Below are 14719 nucleotides of genomic sequence, written 5' to 3'. Positions count from 1 at the left end.
GACGCTCATGAAGCATGGCCCAACTGGCACTCTCTGGCGGGGCGAGGAACCGAGGACGGTTGCCGGGCTCCTGCGACACCACTGCGAACAGCGCCCGGACGCCCTCGCGTACCGGTTCCTCACCAGCACCAGCACCAGCACCAGCAGGGACTGTGAGTCAGTCACCTACCGTGAACTCGACCTGCGTGTCAGGGCGGTGGCCGTCGTCCTGCAGCGCGAGAACCTGGCCGGCAAGCCGGTCCTGCTGCTCCACCCGCCGGGACTCGACTACATCGCCGGGTTCCTGGGCTGTCTGTACGCGGGCGCCATCGCCGTACCGGCGTACCCCCCGGACACCCGGCGCTTCGGCCAGACCATGCCCCGCCTCGCTGCGATCGCCCGGGATGCGCGGGCCACGCATGCGCTGACGACCGAGGAGATCTCCCGCTTCGTCGCCGACCGTCACGACGAGCTCGCCGCGCTCGGTCTGGGCGGCCTGCGCTGGCTGGTGACCGGCGGACTTCACACCGCCGACGCCGACCAGTGGCGTGAGCCGGGTCCGTCGGGTGAGGCTCCGGCCTTCCTCCAGTACACCTCGGGCTCGACGTCGTCGCCCAAGGGCGTCATGGTCGGCGACGACAACCTGATGCACAACCTCCGTGCGATCCACCGGCGCCTCGAGCACGATGCCGACTCGGCGATGGTTTCCTGGCTGCCGCCGTACCACGACATGGGTCTCATCGGAGGCATCCTGACTCCGCTCTACGGGGGCTTCCCCGCGCATTTGATGGCGCCCATGTCCTTCGTGCGGGAGCCGCTGCTGTGGCTGGAGACGCTGTCGCACACACGCGCCTCCACCAGCGTCGCGCCCAACTTCGGTTTCGAGCAGTGCGTCCGCAGGATCACGGACGAGCAGTGCGAGGGTCTGGACCTGAGCCACTGGCGTCTGGCACTGAACGGGGCCGAGCCGGTGCGCGCCGACACACTGCGGCACTTCACCGAACGCTTCGCTTCCCGCGGCTTTCGGGAAAGCGCCCTCCTGCCGTGCTACGGCCTTGCCGAGGCCACTCTGATGGTGACCGGTGTGCGGGCCGAGGTGGCGCCCACAGTTGGTACGTTCGCCTCTCGGACCCTCGGCGACGGCACGGTCCAGCCCGCCGCCGAGACGAACGACCGCCGGGTGACAGACGTCGTCGGATGCGGCCCGGCTGTCGACGGCGTCGACGTCGCGATCGTCGACCCGGCCACGCGACGACGGATCACCACGGGGGACCGGATCGGGGAGATCTGGATCGCGGGCGGCAGTGTGGCCCACGGCTACTGGCGTCGGCCCGACGCCACCCGGGAGGTGTTCCAGGCCCGCATCGAGGGGGAGGACGAGACTCCCCATCTGCGCAGCGGAGACCTCGGGTTCCAGCGCGACGGCGAGTTGTACGTCGTCGGCCGTACCAAGGACGTCGTCATCGTGCAGGGCCGCAACCACTACCCGCACGACATCGAGCGCACCGCCGAGCAGACCGACGACTGCCTCCGTACGGGCAGCGGTGCCGCGTTCTCGGTGGACGTGAACGGGGCCGAGGAGCTGGTCGTCGCCTATGAGGTCGAGGGTCGGCGCATAGAGGACGCACCAGCGCTGCTGGCCCGGCTGCGCACCGCCATTGCCGAGGCACACGACGTCACACCACACGCGGTCGTCCTGCTCAGGCGCTCAACGGTGCACAAGACGACCAGCGGCAAGATCCAACGGCAGGCGTGCAAGCGGGACTTCCTCGGTCTGGGGCTCACGGCGGTCGCGGCCAGCGTCACCCGGGACGCCGGTGCCCCGGCCCCCGGCGGGGCGGTCACAGGACTGCCCGCCGACCGGCGCCGACGGCTGGTGATCGACGCGGTCACCGAGGCGCTGACCGGAGTGGCCCCGGCGGACGACGCCCCGGACATCACCGACTGGACGTTCGCCGAGCTGGACCTCGACTACCCGACGCTCCTGACCGCCGTGCACGATCTGGAGCAGCGGCTCGGCACCGCGATCCTGATGGGCGAGCTGCTCGTACGTCCACGAGTCGACACGCTGACCGCGCTCCTCCTGGGCGAGCAGCCCGGAACAGACCCTGCGGCCGCCGATGTCGCACCGGGAACCGAGCCGCAAAGGCCGGAGGCTGTCGAGGCATGGCTGGTCCAGAGGATCGCGGCTCGTCTGGGACTGTCGGCGGCGGCGATCGACACCACCAAGCCGCTGGCGTCCCTGGGACTGGATTCGAAGCAGGCCGTGGAGATCCTGGCCGAACTCGGCTCGGTGACGGGGCGTGAGGTAACGACCGGCGCGGCCTTCGACCATCCCACCATCCGCGCCGTCGCCCAACACTTCGGGGCCGGCAGCGCGCCCACCGCGGTACGCACCGGGAGCCCCGCGGAAGCCATGGTCAAGGACCACTTCCCTGCCGGGACAGGGCAACCGGTAGCGCCGCTGGCCGTGGCCGAGCGCACGGCGGAGCCGGTGGCGATCGTCGGTCTCGGCTGCCGCCTCCCCGGAGCGCCCGACGCGGACAGCTACTGGCGGCTCCTCGTCGACGGCCGCGAGGCGATCACCGAGGTGCCGCGCGGCCGCTGGAATCCGGACCTGGTGAACGCCCCTGCACACGGCGGGTTCCTCGACCGCGTCGACGAGTTCGACGCCCTCTTCTTCGGCATCTCGGGCAGGGAGGCCACCCGCACGGACCCACAGCAGCGGCTGCTCCTGGAAGTTGCCTGGCAGACCGTGGAGGACGCGGGCCTCGACCCGAGCCGGCTCGCGGGCAGCGCCACGGGAGTCTTCGTCGGCATCAGCAGCCACGACTATTCCGAGCTGCAGATGGGCCGACTGGAAACCATCGACGTCCATGGGGCCACCGGCAACGCGCACTCGATCGCAGCGAACAGGCTGTCGTACACGCTTGATCTGCACGGACCGAGCCTCGCCATCGACACTGCGTGCTCGTCGTCCCTGCTGGCCGTCCACCTCGCCTGTGAGAGCCTGCGCCGCGGCGAGTGCTCCGCGGCACTCGCCGGCGGCGTGAATCTGATGATCACACCCGGCCTCTCCGTGGCGTTCGCCGCAGGCAACATGCTGTCGGCAGACGGCCGTTGCCGTACCTTCGACGACTCCGCCAATGGCTATGTGCGCGGCGAGGGCGCGGGCCTGGTGCTGCTGAAGCCTCTCTCCGCGGCACTGGCCGACGGCGACAGGATCCACGCCGTGATCAGGGGCTCGGCGACGGGACACGGCGGCCGGAGCAACGGCCTGACGGCTCCCAAGGGGGCGGCGCAACGAGCCGTCTGCGAACGAGCCCTGGACCAGGCCGGCCTGGCCCCCGCAGAGATCCACTACGTCGAGGCCCACGGCACCGGGACCCCGCTCGGCGACCCTGTCGAGTGGGAAGCACTGGCCGCCGTCTACGGCCGGGACCGCGCACAGGGCGGACCATGCCTCGTCGGCTCGGTCAAGACCAACATCGGTCACCTGGAAGCGGCTGCGGGCATCGCAGGCCTGATCAAGGCGGCGCTCGTCGTGCGCCACGGCCAGGTGCCCCCGACCCTGCACCTGCGCACGGCGAACCGTCATCTGGTGCGGGACACGGCGCTCCATGTACCCACGCGGCTCACGAGCCTTCCGGGAGGTGCCGTGCCACGGGCCGCTGTCAGCTCCTTCGGGTTCGGCGGCGCCAACGCGCACCTGGTCCTGGAAGCGGCCCCGGAGCCGGCGCCGGGCGAGACGGCTCCACCGAAGCGCCCGGTGCACGCCCTGTGCCTTTCGGCGCACACACCGACGGCACTCACCGCTTTGGCCCAACGGTGGCGCACCCATCTGGCTGCACATCCGGGCGCGGACATCGCCGACCTGTGCCATGCGGCGAACACCGGCCGTCCTCGGCTCGGCAACCGGGCGGTCGTCACCGGCGGCTCCGCCGAGGCACTGGACACCGCGCTCGACGCCCTGGCTCGAGGCGAGGCGTCGACCGCCGTGGTCCAGGACAGGGCCCGGCCCGGCGCGGCGCCGAAGGTGGCCTTCCTCTTCAGCGGCCAGGGCACGCAGTACACCGGCATGGGCAAGGGGCTCTACGACAGCCACGGCCTCTTCGCCGGGATCATCGACCGCGCGGACGGCGTACTTCGTCCCCACCTCGGCGTGCCGCTGCAGGACCTGCTCTTCACCAAGGGCGGCGGCGACCGGCTGCGCGACACCCGCAACTGCCAGCCCGCGCTGGTCGCGTTGGAGGTGGCACTCGCCCAGGTCTGGATGTCGCGCGGCGTGCGGCCGACCGCGCTGCTCGGCCACAGCATCGGGGCGTACGCCGCCGCGTGCGTGGCCGGCGTGATGTCGCTGGAGGACGCGCTGACGCTGGCAGCGGTACGCGGCCGGCTCATGGACGAGCAGCCCGGTGACGGCGCCATGATCGCCTGCGCCGGAACCGCGGACGTGATCCGCGCCGTTGCCGACACGTTCGCCTCCGTCTCGGTGGCCGCCGTCAACGCTCCCGGCCACCTGGTCCTGTCCGGGGCCAGGGAGGAGATCGAAGAGATCCGCGCACTGCTCCAGGATCGCTCCGTCGTCATCCGGCCGCTGGCCGTCTCGCACGCCTTCCACTCCCCACTGATGACCGGTGCGGCGGCGCCGCTGCGCGAGGCGGCCCGGGCCGTGCGATTCGCGGCACCGACGATTCCGTGGATCTTCGACGCCACCGGTGAGCAGGTCACCGGACGCATCGGCGCCGACGACCTGGCCGAGCACATGCTCGGCACGGTCCGCTTCGCCGACGGATTCGCGACACTGCGCCGCCTGGGCTGTGATGCGTTCGTCGAGATCGGCCCGCACCCCACCCTGCTCAATCTCGCACGCACCACGACACCCCCGGACAGCGAGAACCCGATGCTGTGGCTCCCCTCGCTGCGGCGGGGCGGGCCGGTGGGCACCGGCGACTGGGAGACGCTCCTTCAGTCGCTCGGCCGCCTCCACTGCGCCGGCGGCGAGGTGGACTGGGCAGCGCTCGACGAGGGACACCGGCGGCCGCGCGTGTCTGTACCGCACACGGTCTTCGAGCGGCAGTCGTACTGGTTCACGTCGCCCCAGCAGGAGGCATCGGCCGTGACGCAGAATCCCGCCCCCGACGCTGTCGCGCGGCAAGAGGCCGCCGAGCAATCGCTGCCGCGTCCGGCCACCGGGGACGACCATGAAGCCGTCGACGCGTCCGCGCATCCCCACGTGGCGCTCGCCCTCGCGTCCGCAGACGACCGGGACGCGCCCCGGGTGATCCTCGAGCATGTCGCACAGGTGTGCTCATTCCCCGTCGACCAGATCTCCCTCGACGCACACCTTGGCAGGGACCTCGGCTTCGACTCGCTCATGCGCACCGAACTGGAGCGGGCGCTCGCCGGCCAGTTCCCCGGGTGCCTGGAAAAGCACCGCGAGCGCCTGTCGGACGACCCCAGCGTCCGGGAACTGGCAGACCTGCTCGGCATGGAGGCGGCCCCTGGCACCGCGAGCGGTGATCCCTCGCCCGAACCGTTTCGGCAGCTTGCGGCTGCGCCGGCCCGGCTCAGCCACCCTCCGCTCGAGGTTCGTCAGGAGCGGGAGTTCGAGGAGTGGGCCGAGTACGCGGAGCTGCAGGGCCGGCTGCGCCAGGCCAGGTCGAGCGGCGCCAATCCCTATGGCCGCATCCACGAGGGACACAACGCCGGCCACGCCTCCGTCAATGGCCGTACCGTCCTCAACTTCGCGTCCTTCAACTACCTAGCGCTGTCCCACCACCCCCGCGTCCGCAGGGCGGCGCAGGAGGCCATCGACCGCTACGGCACCTCCAGTTCGGCGACTCCCCTGCTGTTCGGGGAGACGCCTCTGCACCACGAACTGGACGCCGAGATCGCCTCCTTCCTCGGCACCGAGGACGCGATCGTGTTCGCCGGGGGCCATGCCACCAACGTGGCGACGATCGGCCACATCCTCGGCCCCGAGGACCTGGTCGTGCACGACGAGTGGATTCACGACAGCGCCGTACGCGGCTGCATCCTGTCCGGGGCGCGGCGCAGGCCCTTCCCGCACAACGACTGGCGGGCCCTCGACCGGATGTTGGGCTCACTGCGCGCACAGCACCGCCGTGCGCTGGTGCTCATCGAGGGCGCCTACAGCCAGGACGGTGACATCCCCGACCTGCTCCGGTTCATCGACGTCAAGAAGCGCCACGGCGCGATGCTGATGATCGACGAGGCCCACTCCATCGGTGTGCTGGGCCGCACGGGCCGGGGCATCGGTGAGTACTTCGGCGTCGACCGCGGCGACGTCGACCTGTGGATGGGTACGTTGAGCAAGGCCCTCGGCAGTCTCGGCGGCTACATCGCGGCCCGCGGCCCGCTTATCGAGTACCTCAGGTTCACCGCCCCCCTGCACATCTTCAGCACGGGCATCTCACCGGCGAACACGGCCGCGGCCCTGGAGGCGATCCGTGTTGTCAAGGACGACCCGCAGCGGGTGGCCAGGGTACGGCGCCTGGCCGAGCACTTCCGCGATGCCGCTCGCGCCAGGGGCCTGGATGTCGGCGTCTCCCGCGCGTCCGCGGTGATTCCGGTCATCATCGGCGACTGGGAGAAGACGATGGCGCTGTCGAACATCCTGCTGGAGCGGGGTGTGAACGTGATGCCCATCGGCTATCCGGCCGTCGCCCGCGACGAGTGCCGCCTGCGCTTCTTCATCAACGCCGACCACAGCGAAGAAGACCTGGAACATTCCCTCGACGTCTTGGGACATGCCATGGCAGACCACACGAACGCGACACCCCCCGCGGAGTCCACGGCCTCGGAGGGGACCGCACTCGGCGCAACCGCATCCGAAACCGTGCCGGAGACCGCTCCACATCCCCCGGCCATCCCACTGCGCGACTCGGGGGCGGACGTCCTGGTCGCCGGCGCGAGTGGCTTCATCGGCGGACACCTGACCCGGCGCCTGGCCGAACACGGCCACCGTGTACGGGTACTGGTCCGCGACGGCAGCGACCGCTCCGCCTTCGACGGCGTCGACGTCGAGATCACCACCGGTGACCTCGGCGACCGGGACAGCCTGCGCCGTGCCACGGCGGGCGTCCGGCACGTCTACAACTGCACAGGTATGTCGGCCGACTGGGGTCCCTGGGAGGAGTTCCGGCGCATCAACGTCGACGGCAGCCAGAACCTCGTCGAGGCAGCGCACCACGCGGGCACCGTCGAACGATTCCTGCACGTGAGCACCACCGACGTCTACGGCTATCCGGTCACGCCCTGCGACGAGTCCGCGGAACTACGGGACATCGGGCTGCCGTACAACCGCAGCAAGGTGCTCGGAGAGCAAGCCGTACGGGAGGCGGCCGAACGGGCAGGGCTGCCGCTGACCGTCGTACGACCGGTCTCCGTCTACGGGCCGCGCAGCAAGGACTTCGTGATCGAGATCGCGACCCTCCTGCTGAGCAAGCAGATGGTCTACATCCGCCGGGGCGACGTGCCGGCCGGACTCGTCTACGTCGGGAATCTCGTCGACGGCATGATCGCCGCCTGCACGTCCGAGATCGCGGCAGGCAGGGCGTACAACCTGCGCGACGCCGATCTGACGACCTGGCGCGAATACGTCGAGGCGCTGGCGCGTGGTCTGGGCGTCAAGCCGCCCGCCTTCAGCCTGCCGACGCCACTGGCGCGCGGTGTGGCCACGGCGTCCGAGAAGCTCTACGGCGCACTGGGAGTCAAGTCCCGCCCAGTGCTTACTCGGCACGCCGTCCATCTCTTCGACCGCGACCAGTCCTATGCCATTGACCGCGCCAGGGACGACTTCGGCTTCAAGAGCGAGGTCGGCTTCCAGGAAGCCATGGATCTCACCCTGGCCTGGCTGAACTCGCCCGAGGGTCGCAAGTACGTCCCCCGCTGAATCCGAACGTGACGACACCGGCATCCACGAAGAGCGACAACCAGGACTGTGAGGATCCACGTGCCCATCACCGAGCGGCCGCCGGGGCCCGCCACGGCCTCGCGGCCACCCGCCGCTGACTTTTTCCCGGGCCTGCCGCCCAGAAGCGAAGGTGGTTCCGTCCCGCTGCGACTGATCTGTTTCCCGTACGCGGGCGGTACCCCCTCCGTGTATCGCGGTTGGGACGCCCGGCTGGGTGAGGGCGTACAGGTCATTCCGGTCCTGCTTCCCGGACGCGGACTGCGCATGCGGGAGGTGCCCTACACCGCGATGCGGCCGCTGGCCCGCGACATTGCGGAGGCCCTCGTCGAGCGTGAACTCGCGCATGACTATGCCCTGTTCGGCCACAGCATGGGTGCGCTGCTCGCCTACGAGGTGGCCTGCGAGCTGCGCGAGCGTGGACACGGCGAACCCGTGCACCTGTTCGTGTCCGGGAGCAGGGCGCCCCATCTCTACGGCGACCGCGACGATCGGACGCTGTCCGATGCGGACCTGCGGCAGCTGGTCCGAGCTCTCGGAGGCCTCGGCGACGACCGCAGCATTGGCAGCGTCTACCTGGATCGGCGTCTGCCCGTTTTGCGCGCCGACCTGACGGTCTGCGAGGAGTATCGCTGGATTCCACGGCCCCCGCTGGGCTGTCCCATGACCGCGTTCTCGGCCACCCGTGACCCCATCGCGGCGCAATCCGCCGTGGAGGCATGGCGGTCGTACACCAGCGGCTCCCTCCTGCATCACCACGTGGAGGGCGACCACTTCTTCCTCAACGGACCCGCGCGGCCGTCACTACTACGTGAGATACGGAGCGACCTCGCCAGGCTCACCGACGTGCCCGGTGATGCGGCCCCGGGTACGCCCGACCGACTGCCCACTCCGAACAGGGAACCCTCATGGACCTGCTGAGCCTGGCCAAGAACGTCAAACACCGGGTGGAGGAACCACTCACGGACGCGCTGACCGTGGCGAAGATCGTCGCGGACCCCCGCAACCCGGTGCTGCTGACACTGTCGACCGTGCTGGTCAACCCGCTGTACCGGGGGGCGTTCCTCGCCTCCGCCGCGGGTTCGGGCGTCCTGCGGTGTCTGGCCGTGCGCCCGTGCGACCTGGAGAGCCTCGCGGAGTACCTGGACATTCCCGGGGACGACCGCGCCCAGTTGCAGGCCTGGCTCGAAACCGGCGTCCGGCTCGGCGAGTTGGGCAAGCGCGAGGGCTGCTACCGGCTCAAGAGCCCCACGGCCAGGCTCCTGGCCCAGCCCGGGAACGACGCCGTCGCCGCCGCACTCGAGGAGATCCTGCGCTTCCATGTGCCCGTGCTGCTCGACGCGCCGCGCATGCTCTCCGGCGGCCGACGCTTCTCCTTGGAGGACCAGGACGGAACCGTCATCGCCCGCTCGTCACTGGCGCTGCGCGGGCTGGTCCAAGCGGCCATCGACCGGACACTGGACCGTGACGGCCCGGTACGACTGCTGGAGATCGGCTGCGGGACGGGCACCTATGTGCGGTATGCCGCCGAGTCGAACCCCCGGCTGACCGCCGTCGCGGTCGACCTGCAGGAGGAGGTCGCCGCACAGGCAGCCGACAACATGGCCGCATGGGGCCTCACCGAGCGTGTGGAGACCCGCCAGGGCGACCTGCGCACCCTGGACCTGCAGCCACAGTTCGACCTGGTCACCCTGCACAACAACATCTACTACTTCCCCGAGGCCGAGCGCGTCGAGGTACTCGAACGGGCCCGTTCCTTCCTCGCCCCCGGAGGCCGGGTGCTGCTCACCTCATCGTGCCAGGGGGGCGGCAACCTCGGTCTCGACGTACTCAACCTCTGGTTCGCATACGCCGACTTCGGTGGCCCCCTGCCGCGGGCGGACGAGCTGGTCTCCCAGATGGAGAAGGCGGGGTTCACCGACGTGCAGGCCACGCGAGTCGTCCCCGGGCAGCCGTTCCGCGCCTTCGCCGGCACCAACTCTCCCGCCCCGAGCGCCTGACAGGCCAGGAGACCTCATCGTGGAAACGCAAACCGACAGCACCCCGGCCCCCGCACAAGCTACGACGGTCTCGCGAGCGCCGCACGCGGACCTCGTGATCGCTCTCGGCCGGGTCGGGGCCACAATCGAGACCGCCGGAGGCAAGGGCGCCCGGCTGGGCGAGATGATCGAAGCCGGCCTTCCGGTCCCACCCGCCTTCTGCCTGAGCACCGGTCTGTTCGACCTCTTCCTGCGCGAGACCGGTCTTGGGGCGGAGATCCGTGCGGCTGAGGCCCGCGGTGCCGACAGCCTGGCGATCCGCGAACTCATCCTCGCCCGGGAGATCCCCGAGCCCATTGCCCAAACCGTACTCGCCGCCTTTGAGGACCTGGGGCGCCCGCGGGTCGCCGTTCGGTCCTCCGCCTGCAAGGAGGACTCCGCCGGTCAGTCGTTTGCCGGACAGCACGACACCGTCCTGGACGTCTCGGGCGACCAGGCACTGCTGGAGGCGGTGAAGACGTGCTGGGCCTCGCTCTGGTCCGACCGTGCCGCCGCCTACCGGGACAGCGGCTCTGCCGGTTCCATCGCCGTCGTCGTGCAGGAGATGGTGCATGCCGACGTCAGCGGTGTGCTGTTCACCGTTGACCCGGTCGGCGGAGAACCCAACCGGCTTGTCGTGGAGGCCTGTTGCGGTCTCGGGGAGGGCCTGGTGTCCGGGCGCGTCTCAAGCGACTTCTTCGCCGTGGACGACCGCACGCTGGAAGTGGTCGAAGAGCGCGTCCGCTACAAGGTGACCAAGTGCGCCTCCGTGACCCCTGGAACCATCGGCATGACCAAGGTCGATGCCGCCGACCGCAACGCTCCGTGCCTGACCCGCGATCAGCTCATCGCGCTCGCCCGCATCGCGCTCGACGTCCGCGCCCACTACGGGGCCGAGCAGGACATCGAGTGGGCCATGCGGGACGGCACGTTGTATCTGCTGCAGACCCGACCGATCACCACCGGTCCCCGGGAACAAGCGGCCGAGCTGAGGCAGCACAGCCCCTACGTCGTGACGCAGCCGGACGCGGTGCAGCAGGGCACCCTGTGGTCCCGGATGGACATCGGCGAGATCTTCGTGGGCCTGATGTCCCCGCTGGGCCTGAGCTTCGCCCGGTACTACCAGGAGCACGTGCACCGCGACTGCGCGGCCGCCCTCGGCGTCCGGGACACCGGCGACGTGGCCCTGCACATGGGCTACCTCCAGGGCCATGTCTACCTGAACATCTCGTACACGTCCTACCTGTTGGGGCAGTGCCTGCCCACCCGAGACCAGCGCCACTTCACCAGCCGCTTCGTCAGCGAGGAAGCCGACCTCTCAACGTACAAGAACCCCTTCGGCACATTTCCCGGCGGCATCGAAGATCTACTGTCCACCCTTCATTGGGTGCAGGCCACGGCCACCGAGATGGTGACCATGAAGCAGCGCGCCGAGGAGATGGTCGGCACCCGGCTGTACGAGTTCGACCGAGCCCGGCGCCTGGACCTCACCCGAATGAGCCGCCGCGAGCTCAACGCCGAACTCGCCCGCTACCTCGACTTCTTCCATGACGCCCACGTGGGCTACATGCCCTACTACATCAACGCATTCGGGTTCTACGGAGTCCTGACGGAACTCTGCCGAAAGTGGCTCGGGGTCGATGGCGACAATCTGCAGAACCGTCTCAAGACTGACATGTCCAGCCTGCGGACCGTGGCATCCGCCCAGGAGGTCTGGAAGGTCGCTCAGGCTGCCAAGAGCCGGCCGCGGGTCATGGAGATCATCGACGAGGCGCCGCTGGAGCAGATCGCGCAGCGACTGCGCGACGACGACGAGGGCCGCGCCTTCTGGAACACCGAGATGGAACCGTTCCTGCGGGCTAACGGCACTCGCAGTCGGCAGGAGATGGAGCTCACTCATCCGCGCTGGATCGACGACCCCTCGTACATCTTCCAGATGATCCGCCGCTACGCCGCCGACGGATTCTCCGTCGACGACATCATGGGGCGCAGCCGGGCCCGGTCGGAGGGCGACGCCTGGTCTGCCCTGCAGAAGTTGCCCCTGCCGCAGCGCAAGACCCTCGAGACGGTCATCGCGATGTACACCCTGTGCAGCGAACTGCGCGAGACCACGCGTATGTCGATGGTCACGTCGATCTGGCTGGTCAGGAACGTGGTGTACGAGGTTGGTCGCAGGCTCGTGGCGGAGGGCGTCCTGCATTCCCTGGACGAGGTCGCCCACCTCGATTTCGAGGATGTCCGCGCCTATCTGTGCGGTGTGCGCGCGGGGCGCGAGGCGTTCTCTCGCACGCAACTGGACGAGCGCCGGCGCGTCCACGAGTACCACAGCCGACTGCCCGAGCCTCCCCTGACGTTCATCGGCATGCACGACCCGACCCAGTCAGTGCGGCCTGCAGTGGGCGGGTCACGACTGGAGGGGCTGGGCTCCAGCCCGGGGCGGATCGTCGGCCGGGCCCGCATCGTGGAGGACCTGGTCTGGCAGGCCGACGAGTTCCTCCCCGGGGAGATCCTCGTCACCCGCTACACCGACGCCTCCTGGACACCACTCTTCGCCATCGCCGGCGGCGTGGTCACCGACATCGGATCAATGCTCTCTCACAGCTCGATCGTGTCCCGGGAGTTCAACGTGCCCTCGGTGGTCAACACCAAGTACGCCACACAGCGCATCAACACGGGCGACATGGTCATGGTCGACGGCGACACCGGTGTCGTCGAGGTCGTCGAAGGCTGAGCCCATGCCGCCCATCCGCAAGTACACCGCGCCCAGTTCGCCATGGTGCGGGTGACGAGAGGAAGACAGCCGGATGATCCCCAACCAGTGGTACCCGATCCTGCAGACCGGTGACATCAAGCGTGACAAGCCCACGGGGGTGCGCCGCATGGGCGAGGAACTCGTCCTGTGGCGCGACCTCGATGGCAACCTCGTGTGTCAGACAGCACGTTGTCCACACAAAGGCGCCAACATCGCCGACGGTCGCCTCAAGGGCAACACCGTCGAGTGCCCGTACCACGGATTCCGTTTCGACGCCGAGGGCACCTGCAAGGTGGTGCCCGCTCTGGGGTCCGACGCTCGCATCCCCGCCTCGCTCAAGCTGCGGAAGTACCCGGTGCGTGAGGAGCACGGGCTCGTCTGGATGTGGTGGGGGGACCAGCGGGAGCAACTGCCGGCGATCGAATTGCCGACCGAACTCGTGAGCAACCCCAGGCCTTACGAGACCATTTCGTGGACTCGGCCCATCCACTACACGCGCTACATCGAAAGCCTCCTTGAGTTCTACCACGTGACCTTCGTGCACAGGGATCACTGGACGAACAACATCGACTACACGTTCATGTACGGCACCGCGCGCAACCTCTGGACCGACGGCCGTGAGCGATACCTCGCAGCCAACAAGATCGTGAACCAGAAGGTCGAGGTCGAGGGGACCACCATCCGCTCCACGTTCGACCAGTGTGAGGAGGGCAACCCGCAGAACAGCTCCCACTTCAACCTCATCTACCAGGCTCCGGGGCTGACACACGTCAAGACCGGGCTCCTGGAGATCACCACCTGGCTCACCCCCATCGACGACGAGAACACCCTGGCGATCATGCGGCTGTATGAGTACCCGAGGCTGCGAAGCATGGTGCCGATCAAGCAGTTGCGGCCCTGGGTGCTTCGGGCATCGCTGCTGATGGAGCGGCTTGTCCAGGACCCGCAGGACGTAGGCATCATGCTCCGGCAGGAGCCCCGAGTCAGCGAACGGGGCGTGAACAAGTTCATCGCGCTCGACGAGATGGACGCCAAGTTCCTGCAGCTGCGGGACCGCCTCAAGGCGGAAGCCGCGGCGCACGCGGAGGACCCGGTGAGCGAGCCCGATGACAGCCAGGCCGCGGTCGGCGGCAACGGCGCGAAGCGGACGAACGGCGCCCGCGGAAAGCGCACCGCCGAGTCGAGGAGCCGTTCCGGCAGCATGGCCAAGGCCCGGTCCTGACTGCCCTGCTGCCGTTCGGCCCACCGTTCCCGAGACCCTCCACCCCCCCACCCCCACCGGAAAGAGAGCGTGAGAGATGTACGGCGGGTACGACACCTCCATCGGCCCGAAAGTACTGGTGACGACGTGCAACGTCGCGGCCGTGGCGGCAGCCACCTGGTTCCTCTTCGGCGGCACGGGCACCGTGGCCGGCTGGTTCGGCACCGACCTGGACCATGCTGAACTGCTCCGCCGTGGTCTCCTCGTTGCGCTTTCGGCGATCTACCTGCTCCGGTTCGTCGCCACGACCTTCGTCATGCTCAAGCGCAGCATGGAATGGTCCGAGGCCGCGACCGTGGGTGTCTGGGTCGTCGTCATCCACGGCACGATGGCCTACACGGGCGGTACCAACGCCGCCTCGGTGGGCGGGTTCACATGGCTCGGCGTCGTGCTCTACCTCGTGGGCTCGTACCTCAATACCGGCTCGGAGTACCAGCGCAAGCTGTGGAAGCAGGTGCCGGAGCACAAGGGCAAGCTCTACACGGAGGGCCTGTTCAAGTACTCCATGCACATCAACTACTTCGGTGACGTGGTGCTCTTCACCGGCTTCGCGCTGGTGACGGGCGGCCCCTGGGCCTTCGTCATCCCGGCGATCATGGCATGCATGTTCGCCTTCCTGAACATCCCCATGCTCGACAAGTACCTGGCCGAACGGTACGGCGACGCCTTCGAGGAGTACTCCAAGAAGACGGCCAAACTGGTGCCGTTCGTGTACTGAGCGTGTCCGCGGTGCGGTTCCCGGAGCTGGCGGACCGCACTGCGGACGCAGCTTC

At 69.1% G+C, this 14719-nt stretch carries 6 protein-coding genes; all 6 read left to right on the top strand.

Annotated features, from left to right (window positions below; all coding sequences use genetic code 11):
- The first annotated feature begins 7 nt into the window (after nt 1-7).
- The 6 genes from ACYUED_RS06220 to ACYUED_RS06195 all read left to right on the top strand — a co-directional run bounded on the left by ACYUED_RS06220 (nt 8) and on the right by ACYUED_RS06195 (nt 14664).
- A complete protein-coding gene (locus ACYUED_RS06220) occupies nt 8-7897 on the top strand; it encodes an aminotransferase class I/II-fold pyridoxal phosphate-dependent enzyme (RefSeq protein WP_491291310.1) in 7890 nt (2629 codons plus the stop codon).
- A 207-nt stretch (nt 7898-8104) separates the two neighbouring features.
- Complete coding sequence (locus ACYUED_RS06215) at nt 8105-8836, top strand: thioesterase II family protein (RefSeq protein WP_491291309.1); 732 nt, start codon at nt 8105-8107, stop codon at nt 8834-8836.
- On the top strand, nt 8824-9915 hold the full coding sequence (locus ACYUED_RS06210; RefSeq protein ID WP_491291308.1) for an SAM-dependent methyltransferase: 1092 nt from the start codon (nt 8824-8826) through the stop codon (nt 9913-9915). Before ACYUED_RS06215 ends, ACYUED_RS06210 begins: the two co-directional genes overlap by 13 nt.
- Before the next feature lie 19 nt (nt 9916-9934).
- A complete protein-coding gene (redH, locus tag ACYUED_RS06205; protein ID WP_491291307.1) occupies nt 9935-12664 on the top strand; it encodes an undecylprodigiosin ligase RedH in 2730 nt (909 codons plus the stop codon).
- A gap of 73 nt (nt 12665-12737) precedes the next feature.
- Nucleotides 12738-13907, top strand: coding sequence for a Rieske 2Fe-2S domain-containing protein (locus ACYUED_RS06200; protein ID WP_491291306.1), 1170 nt, complete (start codon nt 12738-12740; stop codon nt 13905-13907).
- A gap of 76 nt (nt 13908-13983) precedes the next feature.
- Nucleotides 13984-14664, top strand: a complete 681-nt coding sequence (locus tag ACYUED_RS06195) for a DUF1295 domain-containing protein (protein ID WP_491291305.1) — start codon at nt 13984-13986, stop codon at nt 14662-14664.
- Nucleotides 14665-14719 lie beyond the last annotated feature (55 nt).

This window comes from Streptomyces sp. DF42, assembly GCF_058267695.1.
This window is presented reverse-complemented; position numbering and strand designations above follow the sequence as displayed.